The sequence below is a fragment of the Nocardia sp. NPDC005745 genome, from assembly GCF_040630775.1.
In the GTDB taxonomy this organism is placed as follows: Bacteria; Actinomycetota; Actinomycetes; order Mycobacteriales; family Mycobacteriaceae; genus Nocardia.
In genome coordinates this window covers 1-17,389 of sequence record NZ_JBEXYF010000037.1, presented here as the reverse complement: position 1 = coordinate 17,389, position 17,389 = coordinate 1, and the positions used below count along the sequence as shown (strand labels likewise).

Sequence of the window (17,389 nt, the reverse complement as noted above, 5' to 3'; positions counted from 1 at the left end):
AACTGCCATGCAGGCAACATTCGAAGAGTATTGCAAAAAGTACGAGTCCTTCGTCACGATGAAGCGTGAAGACGGAATTCTGGAGATGAAACTCCACAGCAACGGAGACGTGTGTCGCTGGGATGGCGTGATGCACAGTCAGCTGGGATTCTGCTTCGCAGACGTGGGCTCGGACCAGGACAACAAGGTCGTCATCCTCACGGCAACCGGTGACCGGTTCATCGATATGCCGGACATGTCGGTGATGGAGCCCTATCTGCCGGTCACTCCGCAGAGCTATATGCCGCTGATCCCCGAGAGCACCCGGCTGCTGCAGAACCTGCTCGACATCGAGGCGCCCATCATTGCCGCGGTCAATGGACCTGCTCCTGTGCATCCGGAGTTTCCCGCACTCGCCGATATCTGCTTGGCTGCAGACCGCGCCTGGTTCAGCGACGGATTCCATTTCCAGAACGGCTGGATCGCCGGCGACGGCACCCATGTCGTCTGGCCATTGCTGCTCGGTCACGGCCGCGCGCAGTACTTCATGATGACGGCGGAGCGGATTTCGGCAGCCGAAGCCAAGACCCTGGGATTCGTCAACGAGGTCCTGCCCGCCGACCAACTCAACGCACGGGCCTGGGAACTGGCACGACAGATTCGGCAGCAGCCCGAAGTAACTCTGCGGGCGCAGCGCATGCTCTATACCCAGCCTCTCAAGCGCGCTCTGTCGGAGTATCTGCCCTTCGGTCTCGCACTGGAAGGCCTCGGCGAAATCAACTATCTTCCTCTGCATTTGAAGGAGTGAAGCCGGCGGCAGATGATGCGGGGCCGTCCTGAACCGGCATGCCGGCCAGGGCGGATTCCGCCCCCGCGGTGGGCCCCCTGTGCGTGAGCGCAGGACCGAGCGCTTCTTGTTGGTCCCGATGACGCCGCTGGGACCGCGTTCGATCCAGCCCGCCGCATAAACACCCGGTGCAGGTCGGCAGCTGTCGGCTGTGATGACTCGCCCGTGCTCGTTCGGTATCACGCCGCGACCTGTTTCGAAGGGGACGCCGGGGATCGATGCGCCGGTGTAGCCGACCGACCGTATGACCAGCCCGGCCCGAAGCAATTCGTCGGCGCTCGTTCGCGCGGCGGTGGCTCGCCTCTCTTCGTCGATCGTGAGCGTGTTTCGGGCCACCCGTACCTGCCCGACTTTCCCATCGATGTTCTCGAGTGACAGCGGCCAGGGCTCGAACCGTAGAACGATCCGCCGCGTGGCGTCGGGAATGGCCGGCTTTGCGAGCTGGTGAAGGTGATGCAACTTCGAGGCCGCTGTTCGGGTGCCGGTAGTGCCGGGCAGATCGGGATCGATGGCGGTCTAGGCATCGAGGATGGTGGACTCGACAACGACCTCGACGTTGCCGAGGTGGGTGAGTCCGAGCAATTCCGGCGTGGTGAACGCCGCTTGGGCTGGCCCGCGGCGGCCCAAGATCACCACCTCGCGAATCTCGCTCTGACGAAGTGCGTCGATCGCGTGCTGAGCGATATCGGAATCGTTGAGTTCGTCGGGAGTCATCAGCAACACTCGGGCGATATCCAAACCGAGGTTGCCGTTGCCGAAGACGATCACGCGCTCGGTGTCGAAGTCGTACACCCGGTCGGCGAAGTCCGGATGACCGTTGTACCAGGCCACGAATTCGGCCGCCGCGTGCGAGCCGGGCAAGTCTTCTCCCGGTATGTCGAGCCGCTTGTCATGAGGCGCCCCCGTCGCGTAGATCACAGCGTGGTGGTGCTGAAGGAGCTCGCTGTGGGTGATGTGTTTTCCCACTTGGACATTGAGGTAGCAGCGTGTCCCGCGCGTGCGGAGGGCACCCGCGAAGACCTCGCTGCTACGTTTCGTGTTTTGATGGTCCGGGCATGGCGTGAGCTTCTTTTCGGTAGTGCAAGAGAAGGTGAAGGAACGGCGGGCCGACGGAGAAGCTCGTCGGCCCGCCGAAGAATGTGACGCCTACGCCGGAGTCAGCGCCACCGGAAGGTGTTTGACACCGCCTGCCAGGTTGGATCGTAGATAGCTGGGCTTGTCGGTGATGCGCACCTTCGACGCACGCTGGGCGAGTTCCTCGTAGAACACGCGGATTTCGATACGCGCGAGGTGAGCCCCCAGGCATGCGTGCGGCCCGGAGCCGAACGCCAGGTGCTCGCGCGGCCGGCGATGAATGTCGAAGCGGTCGGCGTCTGCGAACTTGTCCTCGTCACGGTTTCCGGAAGCGAAGAACAGGGCTACCCGATCGCCCTCCTTCATCTGCTGCCCACCGAACTCGATGTCCTGAGTGACGTGGCGGCCGAGATAGATGACCGCCGGCGACCACCGCAGAATCTCTTCGGTGGCATCCTTGGCCAGACTCGGATCCTCGTGCAGCATGCCGTACTGATCGGGATCTTCGAGAAGGCCGATCAGGCCGTGTGACAACACGTTTCGACTGGTTTCCGCACCGGCGATCACGAGCAGTGCGAAGAATCCACCGAGCTCTTCCTCGGTGAGGCCTTCGTCGTCGACTTCCGCAGCGATCAGAGCTGACAACAAGTCGTCGCCAGGTTCTTCGGCGCGTCGCTCCCGAAGCTGTTGACCGTAGGTGAACAGCGCGGTGTTGGCTTCGGCGACCTCCTCGGGGCTGCGAGACAATTCGGGATCTTCGCTGCCGGTCAGTGCGTCAGTCCATTTTCCCAGAAGGTGGCGATCCTCTTCGGGAATCCCGAGCATTTCTCCGATGGCCTGCACGGGGAGCTTCGCCGCAATATCGGTGACGAAGTCGACTGATTCTCGCTTCATCGCGTTATCGATCAGGGCGGCCGCGGCCCGACGATAGGCGGGGACGAGTGCGTCGAGTGCCTTGTTGGTGAATGCGCGTGTGGAGAGCCGCCTGTACTTCAGGTGTTCAGGGGCGTCCATGTTGCTCATCACTCGTGGTGCGGTGCCCATCATGGTGTCGATGCCGGAGTGTCCCAGCACGATCGTGCCGCCCCGCAGGTACGAGGAGCTGAAAACCGTCGGCGTCTTCGCCGCTTTCGCGATGTCGTCGAACTTGGTGAGGGCCCAGAAACCGCGCTCGGTCTGGTCTGGGTGGCGGTATACCGGCGCGTGCGCCCGCAGATACGCAAACCAGTCCAATGGCGGGCCCTCGGCGTACCGATCTAGGTCGAGCAAATTGATGTCAGACAAGTCCATGGAATTTCTCCTCGGGGCACCTGGACTGCAGCAGGCTGTGGCCTACGTCACTACTGTAGTAGGAAAACCTACAATCGAATTTCCTACGAGTCAAGCGGCTGCCTGTGGTTGCAGAATTGGTGCGCCGGTGTAGCTGGGTCGCCCGGTCAGGGGCTGGATCGGGCTGTCAGAAGGCGAGCGCCTCGGCGGGGAGGGAGTTGTGTTCGTGGATGACCAGCCAGTCGTTGCCGACCTTCTGGAAGATCAAGGTGTACCGGGTCACCGAGGCGATCGGGCGACCGTCTTTGAACCGGGCCGTCGCTTTCATCAGCCCTCGGAGGTAGGCGAGGCTGTCGGAGACCGCGACGTGGCGGTCGGTGACCTCCAGTTCGATCGGCCCCTCGGTGGCGTCGAAGAATTCTCGGGTCTTTTCGAGTAGACGATCGAATCCGGCGTCGACCAGTGGAGGCATGATGTCGAACAGCGCGTACTGGCCGTCCTTGGCGTAGAAGGACGTGGCCAGTGCGGCGTCCTTCTGCTGGTAGGCCTCGCGAAGAGTGTCCATCGCGTTGGCGATTGCCTGTTCGGCGCTATGCCCGGTGGTCTGGGTGGTCATGGTGGCTGTCCTTTCGGTCGAGACAAACGCTGCATGATCGGTGAACGAGGTCCGCGCCTCGACGTTGGATGAGGCTTGAAAGCGTCGGGATCTGGATGATCATCGGCGTCAGTGATGCGCGCCACAGCGAGCTATCGGAACTTAGCGAGCATCTACACGGGTGGTCAAGAGCCGGAAACAGCTTTTCTGCATCTCCGTGGACTGACGGCACCGATCTCCGTAGTCGGCTACGGGTGACCCACCTCCCCGCAAGCCGATCACGACCGCCCGGCCCGTGGTCGTGGTATCCGACGACTGCCGCTGATCAGACCCACCAATGTTCCGCCAGTCCCCCCGGTGGTGATTCGCCGGGTTCGGGCGAGTTCGACGAGGAGTCGCTGCCGAGCCCGGGGCGGTTCCCGCCGATTCACCGAGCCGCGCGGTAGCGGCGTGGAGTCGGTGAGTCGAGCAACCAGTCGGCCACCAAGAGAGCTGCGTGCAGTTTGATTGTCGAAGTATCAGTGGGATGGCCGCAAAGGGTGAATGCCTGCTGCACACGGTAAGTTACCGTGTTGCGCGAGATTCGCTCGACTGCTGCTACTTTGGCCAGACTGTGTCGCATGTCGAGATAGCGGCGGAGAGTGGTCCGCAATTCGTTCATCCGCGGGTCGTCGGACGCGAGCGGCCCGAGGTGACGGGCGACGAACTGGCGGGCGGCCTGCCGGTCAGCCAGCAGGAGCACGTCCAGATCAACGTCTTCATGAGCCATGGATGCGTGTGGCCGATCAGCACCCTGGCGGGCCAATCGCTCAACGGCACGCGCTTCGACGCAGACCATCTACGACCGACACACTTCCTCCGAGCAGCGAGAGCTCCTCTCCCGCCTTCGCTATGACGTCCTCGCCGACCTCGGCTGCCCACATGACCGCTCCCGGTCCCCATGCGGTCCGGATTCGATCCGCGTCCGGCCCGAGCAATTCGATCTCGATTCCACTCGGGTGGGTTCCGGAAAGTCCGCGCGCCCAATGCACTCGGCGTCTCCTCATCTGGGGGGGGGCGGGCCCGATCGGGCCGGTTAGCAGCACGTCCGGTTTTGTTGGGGCCAGACGGCGAGGAGAATTCTGGGCTCCCAGCCAATAGTGACCTGCGTAACTGCGCGGTTAAATCTAGGCGTCGTATCGCTCGAGCCGCAAGGAGCCCTAACGATGCGTAAACGCCGCGCCGCCATGGCACACATCGGTCCCGCAAACGTCGCTTCTCACGGAAGATTCGAGCAGATCGACAACGGCAACCTGGCCACGCCTCCCTTCGACCTCCCGCCGGCTCCTCACAACTACCGTTGGGGCCCGTTCAAGAGTTCGACCGACACGGACGACTTCCTGGACAGCCTCGCCACACTGTGCGGCAACGGGTCACCGAATGCCCAGTCGGGTATGGCCGTGCACGTCTACTCGGCGGCCAGGTCGATGCGCGATCGCGTTCGCCGATGCCGACGGCAGCGGGCGTCAACGGGTTTCGCAAGAGTTCGCCGATGCAGCGCTACTACCGCGACATCACCATGATGCGGGCGCATCCCACGCTCAATGCGGACCGTGCGTCCGAGACCCATGGCGAGGTGCTGCTCGGGTTGCCGCCACAGGCTCCGATCCAGCGTTCCCGCGCCCCCAGTGCCCGAACGCGCCTGGCGCGCTGGGCCGCATGAGATGAGGGGCAAGACGACTGGTGAACGCCGAGGTCGACCAGCACCGGGCGAGCCCTGATAACTGACGTCAAACACTGACTCATATGTTGAGGAGAAACATGACTGAGAAGGAACGGCAGGTCGTCGTCGACCTGCTTCGATCGGCTCCCAGTCCCGCATCGCTGTCGGTCACCGAGCTGCGCGCGATGTTCGAGCAGACAGGCTCGATCACGAAGCAGCCCGAGGATGTCGTCCTGGAGAAGGCAGTGGTCGGCGGCGTTCCCGCCGAATGGTCGTCGACTCCCGGCGCCGAATCCACCAGCGTCTTGCTGTACCTCCACGGCGGCGGCTTCTACTTCGGTTCAGCTGCTTCACACCGTGGTCTGGTGACGAATCTGGGGGCGCTGGCTGGGGTCCGGACGCTGACCCTGGAATACCGGCTGGCGCCCGAGCACCGCTTCCCCAGCCCCATCGAAGATGCAGTGGCCGGCTACCGCGATCTGCTCGACCAGGGGCTGGAGCCGGCGCGGATCGCCGTGGCCGGCGACTCGGCTGGCGGCGGGCTGCTCATCTCGATGTTGGTCGCAGCGCGAGAGGCCGGACTACCGCTCCCGGGCGCGGCGGTGTGCTTCTCGCCCTGGGTGGACATGATGTTCGAGGGCGATTCGATGCGGACCAATCAGGCGCTGGACGCTGTCGTGGGCCGCGAGGAGCTGTCCTGGATGGCGGATCAGTTCATCGCCGTCGATGACCGGCGGGATCCGAGGGCATCTCCCATCCTCGCCGACCTCACTGGATTTCCTCCCGCCCTGATCCAGGTCAGCTCGCATGAGGTGCTGCTGGACGATGGCACTCGCCTCGCCGCGCGCTTGGCTGCTGCGGACGTACGAGTGCAATTGGACGTGTGGCCGCGGTTGCCGCACGTCTGGCAACTCTATGCCGGCATGCTCAGCGAGGGATGGGACGCACTGGAACAGGCGGCGGACTTCCTACGGAAGCAGTTGCGGTGACGGGCGGGTGTCTTATGAAAGACACTGGCGGTCACTCAACGACATGGCCGTCGACCGCCTCGGCCGTCGGGAATTTCGCGTTCGACCTGATAGTGGCGAAGCGTGAAGTCAGCGAATCCTCTGCGCGGGTGGAGCCAGACGGCACCGTCAGCGAGGTCGCCGACGATCTCTCCTTCCCCAACGGCAGCGTCGTCACCGCAGGCGACGTGCTGCTGGCCAACGAAACCTTTGGTGACCGCATCACCGCTTTCGACATAGCTGTTGACGGCACACCGACGAAACGGCGCGTCTGGGCGGCGTTCGGTGATCTTCCCACCGACACCGACACCGACACCGCAGCGGTGCTGGGCCAGGTCGCGGTCGGCAGCGATGGATCGGTGCTGGACGGCGAGGGCGCATTGTGGGTCGCCGGCGCGCTGGACGGCAGCGGCCGGATGCCGGGATCGACCATCGCCGTGGTGCGCGTCGACGTACCGGCAGCCGGCCACCGCTGAGCCTGGTCGACCTACGCGGTCGATCGGCACCCGACCAAGGCCCTGTGATCGTGTCGCCGCTGAGGCAGCCACGCTGACCTGGCCGGTCATCTAGTCCACGTTCATTTCCCGGTTAGCACTGTTCCGCACTTTGTGAAGGATTAGCGTTGTGAGCATCAGAGAGGCGGTCATTGTCGACGCCGTCCGGACTCCGGTAGGCAAACGCGGCGGCGTCCTGGCAGTGTGGCATCCCACCGACCTGTTGGCGCACACCATGCGCACGCTCGTCGACCGTGCAGGCGTCGACCCGACCCGGATCGCAGATGTCATTGCTGGATGTGTGCTCCAGTACGGGGAGCAGGCCGGGAACCTGGCTCGCTGGGCTGCGTTGGGGGCCGGGCTGCCCGAGCATGTGCCCGCCACTACCCTCGACCGCCAATGTGGTTCGGGCCAGCAAGCCGTGCACTTCGCCGCTCAGGCGGTCCGGTGCGGTGACTACGACTTCGCGATCGGCGCCGGTGTGGAATCGATGTCGCGCGTGGACCTCGGGCCCTTGTTCAACCCGGCCGACGGTCTCGGACCGTGGTACGGCACCCGGGCTCTGGCCCGTTACAACGGCACGCTCTGCGCCCAGGGCCCGTCTGCGGACCTGGTGGCCCGGAAATGGGGTCTGACCCGCGACGAACTCGACGGCTACAGCGCCGAGAGCCACCGCCGCGCCCACGCCGCCACCGAGTCCGGTGCCTTCGCCCGCCAACTTGTTCCGGTCACCGCCGACGGCGCACCCGACACCGAGCCGATCACCCGGGACGAGGGAATCCGCGCCGGAATCGATCCAGCGAAGATGGCGGCATTGAAGCCCGTGTTCGCCGAGGACGGATTGATCACGGCCGGCAACGCCTCCCAGATCAGTGACGGGGCCGCCGCGGTGCTGATCGCCGATCGCGCCGCCGCCGACGCCGCGGGCCTTCAGCCCAAGGCAGTGATCCGAGCGACGGCCGTCGCCGCCGACGATCCGATCCTGCAGTTCACCGCCATCCTGCCCGCCGCGCGCCAGGCCCTCGAGAAGGCCGGGTTGGCGATCGGCGACATCGACCGCATCGAGGTCAACGAAGCGTTCGCGCCCATTCCGCTGATCTTCGCCAAGGAATTCGGCGTCGACCGTGACCGCCTCAATACCAATGGCGGCTCCATCGCCATCGGCCACCCGCTGGGCTCGACCGGGGCGCGCCTGCTCACTGACCTGGTGTACGCGCTAGAACTGGCGCAAGCCCGCTACGGGCTACTCGTGGTCTGCGAAGGTGGCGGCATGGCCAACGCCACGGTCATCGAACGCCTCTGACTCGCACAAGGACCATTGTCATGGAATTCATCGACCGTACCTACCTCGTCACCGGCGGCGCGTCGGGCCTGGGCCGCGCCACCGCGACCGAGCTACTGGCCCGCGGCGCTTACGTCGTGGTTGCCGACCTGAAGGGAGACGCACCCGACGGCGGCGTGTTCGTCGCCACCGACGTCACCGACGAAATCCAGGTCCGCGGCGCCGTCGCCGCGGCCACGCAGCAGCCCGGCCCGCTGTCCGGTGTGATCAACTGTGCCGGGATCAGCATCCCCCACAAGGTCCTCACCAGCGACGGCCCGCACGACCTGGACTTGTTCCTCAAAACGCTCGCTGTCAACCTCGGCGGCACCTTCAACGTGATCAGGTTGGCCGCCGAGATCATGCGTGGCAACGATCCCGGCCCCAGCGGCGAACGCGGCGTGATCGTCACGACCGCGTCGGTCGCCGCGTTCGACGGCCAGGTCGGCCAGGCCGCCTACGCCGCGTCCAAGGCCGGCGTCGTCGGCATGACTCTGCCGATCGCGCGAGAGTTGGCCCGCTACGGCATCCGGATCGCCACCATCGCGCCCGGCATCTTCCACACCCCGATCCTCGACGTGCTCTCCGAACAGGCCCGGCAATCCCTCGGTGCGCAGGTGCCGTTCCCGCAACGGCTCGGAGACCCGGCCGAATACGCCGCCCTGGCCTGCCACATCGTGGAGAACCAGATGCTCAACGGCGAGGTGATCCGTCTCGACGGCGCCATACGCATGGCGCCCCGCTGACAAGGAGACATCACCGATCGACACCTCAGATCGTGCGCGGCCACAAAGCCACCATGGGGAGGATTACCAGCTCAACACCACCACCTTCATCCGCTACGCCGCCCGCCACCCACTGTGACCAGGAGATCGTCAACCGGCGCCGGTGGTACCCAACGACTCGTCCACACGATCGGTGAACCCGCCGCGATTCGGGTGCTGTTGACCACCGCGATCCCCGCGGCTGACGCCCACGTCCGCGGACTGGTTGGCGACCTCGTCGACGACGCCGACTGTCTGCCCCACCGCGCTCGAGATCAGCGAGCAGATCGCCGCCACCGCGCCCTTGGCGGTGCAAATGGCCAAAGACACCGCCCATACCGCCCACGGCACTGCCCTCACCACCGGCCCGACCACGAGCAAGGAGTCCGCGCGTTCCGGGCCGAACGCCGACCCGCCTTCACCGGCCGCTGACAGAAAGAGACCACCGATGAGCTACCGCTCGCCGTGGATGACCGACGACCTGGACCAGCTCCGCGACCTGACCCGTCGCTTCCTCGCCAAAGAACTCGAACCTCACCAGCAGCGGTTCGCGCGCCAGCACGCCGTGGACCGCGACTTCTGGCGCGCCGCAGGCGATGTCGGGCTGCTATGCCTGAGCTGCCCCGAGCAGTACGGGGGCAGCGGCGGCACGTTCGCCCACGAAGCCGTCGTCATCGAAGAGCAGGCCCGCATCGCCGACGACTGCTGGTCGTTCAACGTCCACAGCACGATTGTCGCCCACTACCTCAACGCCTACGCCACCGACGAGCAGAAACGGCGATGGCTGCCGGGCATGGCACGCGGCGAACTCGTCGGTGCCATCGCCATGACCGAACCCGGCACCGGCAGCGACCTGCAGAACATCCGCACCAGCGCCGTCCGCAACGGCGACAGCTACGTGATCAACGGAGCCAAGACGTTCATCACCAACGGCACCCACTGCGACCTGCTGATCATCGTCGCCCGCACCAGCGCGCAGCGCCACGGCAAAGGCCTGTCGCTGATCGTCGCAGACACCCGCGACCTGCCGGGCTTTCACCGCGGCCGCATCCTGGACAAGATCGGCCAGCACGGGCAGGACACCCGCGAGCTGTCGTTCACCGACGTGCGTATCCCGGCCGCCAACCTCCTCGGCACCCAAGAAGGAACGGGGTTCGCGCAGCTGATGACGCAGCTGCCGCAGGAACGGCTCACGATCGCCGTGTCCGCTGTCGCCACCGCCGAACACGCGGTCGATCTCGCCGTGGACTACGCCAAGACTCGCACCGCATTCGGGCAACGACTGCTCGACTTCCAGAACACCCGCTTCGTGCTCGCCGAATGCCGCACCGAAGCGCTCGCTCTGCGCACCTTCATCGACTACTGCCTCGCCCGCCACCTCGACGGCGCCCTCGACGCCGCGACCGCTTCCATGGCCAAATATCTGGCCACCGACGCCCAGAATTCGATCATCGACCGCTGCCTGCAGGTCTTCGGCGGCTACGGCTACACGACCGAATACCCCATCGCCCGCATGTACGCGGCCGCCCGCGTGCAGAAGATCTACGGCGGCACCAACGAAATCATGAAAGAAGTCATCGCCCGATCGCTATGACCTGCGCCTCCCCGGCCGCTGGAGGACGAAAGTGAGCCGCGAAATAGCACAGTCTCGACCGCACGGCCCGCCACTCAGATGCCGGGCGGTGAGATCATCCGTCTCGACGGCGCGATCCGCATGGCACCGCGCTGAGGGGAGTAACCCGATATGACACAGAATTTCGTCCGCGGACACCCGTCCACGATGGGGGACGACTACCAGCTCAACACCACCACCCTCATCCGGCATGCTGCCCGGACCTATGGCGACCAGGAGATCGTCTACCGGCGCCCGGACGGCGGCTGGGAGCGCTACGGTTACGCCGACTGTTACGACCGCGTCTGCCGCGCCGCCAACGCCATCCAAGGGCTCGGCGTATCACCCGGGGATCGCGTCGGCATCCTGGACTGGAACAGTCGCCGCCACTTCGAGTTGTACTGGGCCATTCCAGGTGTCGCGGCGGTGATGCTGCAGATGAACCTGCGGCTGGCCCCAGATGATCTCGCCTACGTGGTCGATCATTCCGGCGCCTCGCTGATTGCCGTTGACGAGTCGCTGCTGCCCGTGGCCGAATCCATTGCTTCCCGCGTCACCGGGGTGAAGGGCTGGATCGTGCTCACCGACCGGCCCCTGGCCGAGATCGACACAAGCCTCGCGCCGCTGCACCACTACGAAGATCTGCTGGCCGCGGCCGACACCGTGACCGAGTGGCCGGTCGTCGACGAACGGTCGGCATACAGCGCCTGCTACACCACCGGCACCACCGGCCGCCCGAAAGGTATCTACTACTCCCACCGGGCGATCTACCTGCACGCGATGGCCGAGGCCGTAACGCTGGGCATGACCGTCGATGACACCACCATGCTCATCACGCCGATGTTCCATGCCCAATGTTGGGGACTGCCGCAAGCGGCGGCCCTGACCGGCGGCAAACTGGTACTGCCGGGTCGCTACGTCGCCGACGACACCGGCCCGCTGATTACCGCGATGACCGACGAGCAGGTCACCATCGCCAACGGCGCACCGGTGATCTTCCAGCCGATGCTCGACTACATCCGCGCCCACGGCCTGCGTCCGGATTTCCGTCGGACCAGGCTGCTGGCCGGCTCGGCCGAACCGCCGCTGTCGCTGATGCGCGGTTTCCACGACGCCACTGGCGCCGACATCCTGCACGGCTACGGCGCCACCGAAACCAGCCCGCTGATCGCAGTGAACCGGTGGAAGCCCGCCCTGGCCCGCCGCCTCGACACCGACACGCTGTGGGATCTGCGCCGCAAACAGGGGCTGCCGGTGACCGGCGTCGACATCGTGCTGCGCGACAACGACGGTCACGATCTGCCGCACGACGGTGTCAGCGTCGGCGAGGTCTGCGTCCGCGGACCGTGGATCACCACCAGCTATCACGAACTGTCCGACTCCGGTGACCGGTTCACCGCCGACGGCTACTGGCGCAGCGGCGACGCGGGAACCATCGATGAGCATGGCTACCTCAAGCTCACCGACCGGATGAAAGACGTCATCAAGAGCGGCGGGGAATGGATTTCCTCGATCGATATGGAGAACGCCATCGCCGCGCACCCGGCCGTCGCCGAGGCCGCCGTCGTCGGCGTCCCGCATCCGAGGTGGCAGGAACGTGCGCTCGCGCTGGTGGTGGTCACACCCGGCAAGACGCTCACCGAGGGCGAGGTCCGCGACCACCTCAAGGCTCGGTTCGCCCCCTGGCAGCTGCCGGAATCGGTGGTGTTCCTCGATACGATCGCGCGCACCAGCGTCGGCAAGATCGACAAGAAGCGGCTCCGCAGCCAGTACCAGGACCTCTACGCGAGCAGGAGCAGCGATGGCTGATCGGCCCCTGGTGCCGCGCAGCACCGACGGGCACGTCGCCGTCCTGCTCTCGAGCGCCCGGAGGCCCTCAACGCGCTCAACCGTACGGTCACCGATCAGCTTGTGACCGCACTGGAGGCCGCCGGCATTGACCCGGCGGTGCGGGCGGTGGCCGTCGCCGACACCGACGTCGTCACCACTGCGATCGACATCGGTGCGCAGATCGCCGCTGGCGGTGCAGATGGCCAAGGACGCGGCCCGCGCTGCCACGACGCTGGCCTGCCTAACCGGCTGGGCGAACGGCGCAACTTCTTCCAGCTGCTCGACACCGATGACCTGCGCGAAGGCGTATCCGGCTTCCGCGCCAAACCGCGGCCCGGCCTTCTCCGGCCTCTGACAGAGAGTGTGACCCGTGAGCTACCGCTCGCCGTGGATGACCAACGACCTCGACCAGTTGCGCGACTTCACCGACCGCTCCCTAGGGAGCGAGCTGGCACCTGACCAGCACCGCTGGCCACACCAGCACGCGGTGGACCGCGCATTCTGGAAGACCGCTGGCGCGGTCGGGCTGCTGCGCCTCGCCTGCCCCGAACAGTACGGAGGCGTCGGCGGGACGGTCGCGCACGAGGCCGTCGTCGTCGAAGAACAAGCCAACATCGCCGACGACTGCTGGTCCTACAAAGTGCACAGCACCATCGTCGCCCACTATCTCAACGCCTACGGGACCGAAGAAAAGAAACGCTGGCGGCCGCCCGGGATGGCCCGCGGCGACCTCGTCGGAGCCACTGCGAACAGCCCTGCCACGTCCGACGCTGACGGTGCACCAGCAACCGTCTGCCCGACCACGAAGGAACCACCCATGCCGCCACTGACACTCGGCCACAAGACCTACGAGCAGTTCTCATCCAGGGAGCTGGTGGAACTCGGGGATCTCGCCGAGGAGCACGGATCTGACAGCCCCACGGTCAGCGACCACTTCCAGCCGTGGCGGCACCAAGAGCACCCAATAGCCAGCATTTGGCGTGACGTCCGCATCCAGCGCATCTACGACGGCGCAAACGAGGTAATGACGGACCTGATCGGCCGGGCGCCGGTGGCAAGTGCGGGGGTCGAGCGGTGAGCACGCTCGCAGGCAGGGTCGCCATCGTCACCGGCGCCTCGCGCGGTGTGGGGCGGGGGATCGCACTCCGGCTCGCGGCCGACGGCGCCGCCGTCGCGGTCAACTATCGGCGCGACGGCGCAGCCGCGGGTGAGGTCGTCAAAGAGATCACCGCCGGCGGGGGTGTAGCGGTCGGCTACCGGGCCGCCATCGACGACGAGGCGGCGACCACCGCGATGGTGCACGCGGTGCGGCGCGACCTCGGGCCGGTGAGCATCGTGGTCAGTAATGCCGGCACGGCCAGCCGCGGCCTCGACGTGGTCGGCACGTCCCGGGAGGAGTACCTATCACTGCTGTCGGTGCATGCCCTCGGCCCGATCGGCCTGCTCCGTGAAGCGCTGCCCGACCTGCGTGCGGCAGGACGCGGCGATGTCGTCATGATCTCCAGTAACACCGTCGCTTCGGCGCCCGCGCAGGCGGCGCCGTACACGATGGCGAAGGCGGCGATGGAGATCGTGGTCCGCACGCTCGCGCGCGAGGAGCGCCAACACGGCATCCGCGCCAACATCGTCGCACCTGGCCTGGTAGCGACGGACATGGGCAGTCGGCTGGTCCGGGCCTCTGCCGGCGCGACGCTGGGCGATCTGGCCGAGAGCTCCCCATTCGGCCGGGTCTGTACGCCCGAGGACGTCGCTGGTGCCGTCGCCTGGCTGGTGTCGGCCGATGCAGGCTACGTCACCGGGCAGAAGATCCTCGTCGACGGCGGCGGCCGGGACGCGGCGATTTTCTGACCGGGTTTGCGGACCCCACGCTGGGTCTAGATCCACGTACAGCGATGGGAGGACCACAAACCGTTGCGATCGACAAACGCCGCGGCCGCGACGAGCGTGACCGCGGGCCGTCGATGACGACCACCGCCTTGCCCGCGTGCACCGACTCGTCGATGGTCTGGTCCGACCGGCCGGTGGGTGCCCGGCCGGGCATCACCACCGAGGAGTCCGCGGAGTTGAAGCGGCTGCGGCGGGAGCACCAGAACTAAAGCGCGCCAATGCAATTCTGAAATCCGCCTCGATCTTCTTCGCGTCAATGTCAGGATGATCTCTGCCCAGCGGGGTTCGCTCTTTTCTTCGCTGCCCCGGCCGTTGACGCTGCTGGCTTGTCACGATGTGCGGCCTCGACGGGCCCGACCGGCGGGGTGCGCGGCCTGATAGGAGCGCGCCGCAAATGCCCGATTGACGCGTGCCTGTCCTCACCTGGTCGCATTTATACTGTTGCGCGTCGAGAGGACAAAAACCGTTAAGCCATATGGTGATCGGTGTGGATGCCCACAAACGCACCTATACCCTGGTCGCCGCCGATCCCGTCGGCCGCCGGTTGGCCGCAAAGACGATCGGAACGACCAGCGAGGATCATTTGAAGGCGGTCGAGTGGGCTGCCCAGTGGCCGGCTGCCCGCTTCGCGTTGGAGGACTGCCGACAGGTTACACGCCGACTGGAGCGGGACCTGCTGGCCGCCAGGTTCGAGGTGGTGCGGGTGCCGACCCATCTCATGGCCGCCGCCAAGCGCGGCAGCTGAAGAAGGGCAAACCCGATCCGATCGATGCCCTGGCGGTGGCACATGCTGGAACCCGACCTGCCAACCGCGCGTCTCGACGGCCCGGCGCGGGAGGTGAAATTGTTGTCGGACTATCGCCATACTGTGGTTGTTCAGCGCACCGAGCTGATCAACCGATTACGTTGGCACCTGTATGAACTCGACCCGAGCCTGGAACTTCCCTCCCGCGACCTGCGCCGCTGCTGCGTAATCGACGACCTCGCGCAACGACTCACCGCATTCGACGGCCTGGTCGCGCAGATCGCTCGCGGTATGATCGCGCAGTGCCGTGCGCTGACCGAGCAGATCAACAATCTCGAACGGCAGCTGCGAGATCGAGTTCGGGTGCTTTGCGCTCGACATTGCACCGCTATCTGGAGCTGGACCAGGCCCTGGCCCGAGTCGCCGCGGCCGAGCACATCTCCAAGAACACCGTGACCTATCGGGTGCGGCGAGCGCTGTCATTGTGTGGGCACGAGGATTCTTCGACGAATACGCGCGCCGCGTTGCGCGGATCCAGGACTGGCTGTACGGCTCCGGCGAGGACGGTCCCTAGCAACCGCTCGCGGTCGCTCACCCGTGGTCACGACTGGTCCGCAGCCCAAGATCCGGCGCGAACCCTGTGTCGAGTACCAGTGCGATCCAGGTAACTGCTGCGCTCTACTTGTGGTGTAGGACACAACCCTGGCGATGATCTGGCAGCGGGCCGATATGACACCCGCTACCAGCCGACTCCCTCTATCCGTTCAACGGCGCAGGCCGCGGTTCCACAAAGAAGGTGCCCTTTTGAGTTCGCTACAGCAGATTTTCAAGGATGTGATGGCGAATGTGGCCGCTCCGGTCGCTGTCGTTACGTCGATGAACGGGACACTGCCCGCAGGCACCACGGTGAGCGCGTTTACATCGCTGTCGATGACCCCGCCGATGGTATTGGTCGCCCTCGACAAGGGATCGGAAACCCTCGCCCACATCATCGACACCAAGGTGTTCGGCCTCAACATACTGACTGTCGAGCAGCAGGACATCGCGCTCGCCTTCGCCAAGAAGGGTGGCACCGGAAAGTTCGACGGCGTCGCCTGGAGCCGCGACAACGACCTGCCGCGGCTCCACGGTTCCGCGGGCTGGATCGGCTGCCGGGTGGAACGATTCGTCGACGGTGGCGACCACGTGATCGTGCTGGGCGAAGTAGCCGCGGCCGAGCATCGCGACGGCGATCCGTTGACCTACCGGCGCCGCAGGTTCGGCACCCATTCGTCTTTCACCACCGTCTGAATCCGCGCCGCCCTATGACCTCCCCGGGCCGCCCATCTTCAACCCACCCCCAGCCGAAAGGTTCGTCATGACATCGTCGTTCACGTATCGGGCCAGCGGCCCCGCCATGTGGTCGACCCCCGTCGACGGAATCTGTGCACTTGGGGCAGGCGAACTGATCATCCTGCACCACAACGCACGCTTCGCGCTCGTCGGATGCGCAGGCACCGCAACGACCGAACAACTCGCCTTCCTCATCCGCTACAGCACCGGCTTCGTGCAGGTCGCCCTGCACGAACGCGCCTGTGACCGCCTGCTGCTGCCCGAAGCGACGCCGAGTGTCCGTGACATCAACGCTGCTGGGCACGGCCAATGCGTGACTGTCGACGCCCGTCTGGATGTCACCACCGGCATCTCGGGTGCGGACCGGGCACGCACCGCGCGGGTCCTCGCCGACCCCGACTCGACCGTGGACGACCTCACGCGGCCCGGGCACCTGGTGCCGGTGCGGGTCGAGCCCTTCGCCTTCCGAGGCCGCCTCACTGCCGCGGCGGCGGCCCTCGCGATCACCGACGCGGCGTGCCCCGAGTACTCCGGTGCCCTGTTCGCCGACATCGAAGGTATCGGCGATCCGACCCATCTCGCCGACGCCGACGACGCCGAGTCGATCGCCACCCGCCACGGGCTGACGTTGGTGTCCTCGACGACCCCCTGACCATCACCTTGTCGGCTCCGGCCGGCCCGATCGCGAACATCACGCACGGTTGCGGATGTTGGCCGAGTCCCGTTCTTCGCGCGCGTGGTTGGGTTCGCGACTCGGTCGAGGGCAGGCGCGGGTACTTCGAGAGGGGAGAGCATTGGGGGCGTAGCGGACAGATGATGGGGGCGTAGCGGCCCGGTGCGGGCGCAGAGGTCGCTGTCTCACGATCGTGCTCTCTACGGTGAATTCGGCCGACGGACCGCCGTCATCGCAGTGACGGTGCGGTGGCCGCGC

Annotated in this window: 23 protein-coding genes; 18 read left to right on the top strand and 5 right to left on the bottom strand. The window is 65.9% G+C overall.

Features of this window, described 5'->3' with window-relative positions; genetic code table 11:
- The first annotated feature begins 7 nt into the window (after window positions 1-7).
- Window positions 8-787, top strand: coding sequence for an enoyl-CoA hydratase/isomerase family protein (locus ABZ420_RS29575; RefSeq protein ID WP_357129468.1), 780 nt, complete (start codon window positions 8-10; stop codon window positions 785-787).
- Window positions 788-1,342: 555 nt separating this feature from the next.
- Here the strand turns inward: ABZ420_RS29575 and ABZ420_RS29570 are convergent.
- The 4 genes from ABZ420_RS29570 to ABZ420_RS29555 form a co-directional block, all read right to left on the bottom strand.
- Complete coding sequence (locus tag ABZ420_RS29570; protein ID WP_357129465.1) at window positions 1,343-1,792, bottom strand: hypothetical protein; 450 nt, start codon at window positions 1,790-1,792, stop codon at window positions 1,343-1,345.
- A gap of 180 nt (window positions 1,793-1,972) precedes the next feature.
- Window positions 1,973-3,190 carry a cytochrome P450 gene (locus ABZ420_RS29565; protein ID WP_357129462.1) on the bottom strand — a complete coding sequence of 406 codons (1,218 nt, stop codon included), beginning with the start codon at window positions 3,188-3,190 and terminating at the stop codon, window positions 1,973-1,975.
- Between the two features lie 166 nt (window positions 3,191-3,356).
- Window positions 3,357-3,785: a nuclear transport factor 2 family protein gene (locus tag ABZ420_RS29560; protein WP_357129459.1), complete on the bottom strand. Its 429-nt coding sequence runs from the start codon at window positions 3,783-3,785 to the stop codon at window positions 3,357-3,359.
- Window positions 3,786-4,191: 406 nt separating this feature from the next.
- Window positions 4,192-4,533 carry a helix-turn-helix domain-containing protein gene (locus tag ABZ420_RS29555; RefSeq protein WP_357129456.1) on the bottom strand — a complete coding sequence of 114 codons (342 nt, stop codon included), beginning with the start codon at window positions 4,531-4,533 and terminating at the stop codon, window positions 4,192-4,194.
- A 436-nt stretch (window positions 4,534-4,969) separates the two neighbouring features.
- Between ABZ420_RS29555 and ABZ420_RS29550 the strand changes: the two genes are divergently transcribed.
- The 6 genes from ABZ420_RS29550 to ABZ420_RS29525 all read left to right on the top strand — a co-directional run bounded on the left by ABZ420_RS29550 (window position 4,970) and on the right by ABZ420_RS29525 (window position 9,034).
- Window positions 4,970-5,326 carry a homogentisate 1,2-dioxygenase gene (locus ABZ420_RS29550; RefSeq protein ID WP_357129453.1) on the top strand — a complete coding sequence of 119 codons (357 nt, stop codon included), beginning with the start codon at window positions 4,970-4,972 and terminating at the stop codon, window positions 5,324-5,326.
- A complete protein-coding gene (locus tag ABZ420_RS29545) occupies window positions 5,251-5,466 on the top strand; it encodes a hypothetical protein (protein ID WP_357129450.1) in 216 nt (71 codons plus the stop codon). Before ABZ420_RS29550 ends, ABZ420_RS29545 begins: the two co-directional genes overlap by 76 nt.
- A 98-nt stretch (window positions 5,467-5,564) precedes the next feature.
- On the top strand, window positions 5,565-6,455 hold the full coding sequence (locus ABZ420_RS29540; RefSeq protein ID WP_357129447.1) for an alpha/beta hydrolase: 891 nt from the start codon (window positions 5,565-5,567) through the stop codon (window positions 6,453-6,455).
- On the top strand, window positions 6,452-6,949 hold the full coding sequence (locus ABZ420_RS29535) for an SMP-30/gluconolactonase/LRE family protein (RefSeq protein WP_357129444.1): 498 nt from the start codon (window positions 6,452-6,454) through the stop codon (window positions 6,947-6,949). Before ABZ420_RS29540 ends, ABZ420_RS29535 begins: the two co-directional genes overlap by 4 nt.
- A gap of 154 nt (window positions 6,950-7,103) precedes the next feature.
- Entirely contained in the window at window positions 7,104-8,270 is a 1,167-nt protein-coding gene (locus ABZ420_RS29530; protein ID WP_357129603.1) for a thiolase family protein, read from the top strand.
- A 20-nt stretch (window positions 8,271-8,290) separates the two neighbouring features.
- Window positions 8,291-9,034 carry an SDR family NAD(P)-dependent oxidoreductase gene (locus tag ABZ420_RS29525; RefSeq protein ID WP_357129441.1) on the top strand — a complete coding sequence of 248 codons (744 nt, stop codon included), beginning with the start codon at window positions 8,291-8,293 and terminating at the stop codon, window positions 9,032-9,034.
- Between the two features lie 129 nt (window positions 9,035-9,163).
- Here ABZ420_RS29525 and ABZ420_RS29520 read toward each other — a convergent pair whose 3' ends face one another.
- A complete protein-coding gene (locus ABZ420_RS29520; RefSeq protein WP_357129438.1) occupies window positions 9,164-9,382 on the bottom strand; it encodes a hypothetical protein in 219 nt (72 codons plus the stop codon).
- 118 nt (window positions 9,383-9,500) lie between these two features.
- On the opposite strand from ABZ420_RS29520, the gene ABZ420_RS29515 reads away from it, so the two are divergent.
- The 11 genes from ABZ420_RS29515 to ABZ420_RS29465 all read left to right on the top strand — a co-directional run bounded on the left by ABZ420_RS29515 (window position 9,501) and on the right by ABZ420_RS29465 (window position 17,110).
- On the top strand, window positions 9,501-10,646 hold the full coding sequence (locus tag ABZ420_RS29515) for an acyl-CoA dehydrogenase family protein (protein WP_357129435.1): 1,146 nt from the start codon (window positions 9,501-9,503) through the stop codon (window positions 10,644-10,646).
- Window positions 10,647-10,796: 150 nt separating this feature from the next.
- Window positions 10,797-12,473 (top strand): long-chain-fatty-acid--CoA ligase, encoded by a 1,677-nt coding sequence (locus ABZ420_RS29510; protein ID WP_357129433.1) that lies wholly within the window; start codon window positions 10,797-10,799, stop codon window positions 12,471-12,473.
- A 102-nt stretch (window positions 12,474-12,575) separates the two neighbouring features.
- Complete coding sequence (locus tag ABZ420_RS29505) at window positions 12,576-12,953, top strand: hypothetical protein (RefSeq protein ID WP_357129430.1); 378 nt, start codon at window positions 12,576-12,578, stop codon at window positions 12,951-12,953.
- Window positions 12,886-13,572, top strand: coding sequence for an acyl-CoA dehydrogenase family protein (locus ABZ420_RS29500; RefSeq protein WP_357129427.1), 687 nt, complete (start codon window positions 12,886-12,888; stop codon window positions 13,570-13,572). The genes ABZ420_RS29505 and ABZ420_RS29500 overlap by 68 nt, the downstream gene beginning before the upstream one ends.
- Window positions 13,569-14,342 carry an SDR family oxidoreductase gene (locus tag ABZ420_RS29495; protein ID WP_357129424.1) on the top strand — a complete coding sequence of 258 codons (774 nt, stop codon included), beginning with the start codon at window positions 13,569-13,571 and terminating at the stop codon, window positions 14,340-14,342. The genes ABZ420_RS29500 and ABZ420_RS29495 overlap by 4 nt, the downstream gene beginning before the upstream one ends.
- A 44-nt stretch (window positions 14,343-14,386) precedes the next feature.
- A complete protein-coding gene (locus tag ABZ420_RS29490; RefSeq protein WP_357129421.1) occupies window positions 14,387-14,590 on the top strand; it encodes a hypothetical protein in 204 nt (67 codons plus the stop codon).
- A gap of 266 nt (window positions 14,591-14,856) precedes the next feature.
- The gene (locus ABZ420_RS29485; protein ID WP_357129419.1) at window positions 14,857-15,126 is read left to right on the top strand and encodes a hypothetical protein; all 270 of its coding nucleotides are present in this window, start codon (window positions 14,857-14,859) and stop codon (window positions 15,124-15,126) included.
- 42 nt (window positions 15,127-15,168) lie between these two features.
- A complete protein-coding gene (locus ABZ420_RS29480) occupies window positions 15,169-15,582 on the top strand; it encodes a hypothetical protein (RefSeq protein ID WP_357129621.1) in 414 nt (137 codons plus the stop codon).
- On the top strand, window positions 15,495-15,794 hold the full coding sequence (locus tag ABZ420_RS29475; RefSeq protein ID WP_357129416.1) for a helix-turn-helix domain-containing protein: 300 nt from the start codon (window positions 15,495-15,497) through the stop codon (window positions 15,792-15,794). The genes ABZ420_RS29480 and ABZ420_RS29475 overlap by 88 nt, the downstream gene beginning before the upstream one ends.
- Before the next feature lie 169 nt (window positions 15,795-15,963).
- On the top strand, window positions 15,964-16,416 hold the full coding sequence (locus tag ABZ420_RS29470) for a flavin reductase family protein (protein WP_357129600.1): 453 nt from the start codon (window positions 15,964-15,966) through the stop codon (window positions 16,414-16,416).
- Window positions 16,417-16,483: 67 nt separating this feature from the next.
- Window positions 16,484-17,110, top strand: a complete 627-nt coding sequence (locus tag ABZ420_RS29465) for a 3,4-dihydroxy-2-butanone-4-phosphate synthase (RefSeq protein WP_357129413.1) — start codon at window positions 16,484-16,486, stop codon at window positions 17,108-17,110.
- Window positions 17,111-17,389 lie beyond the last annotated feature (279 nt).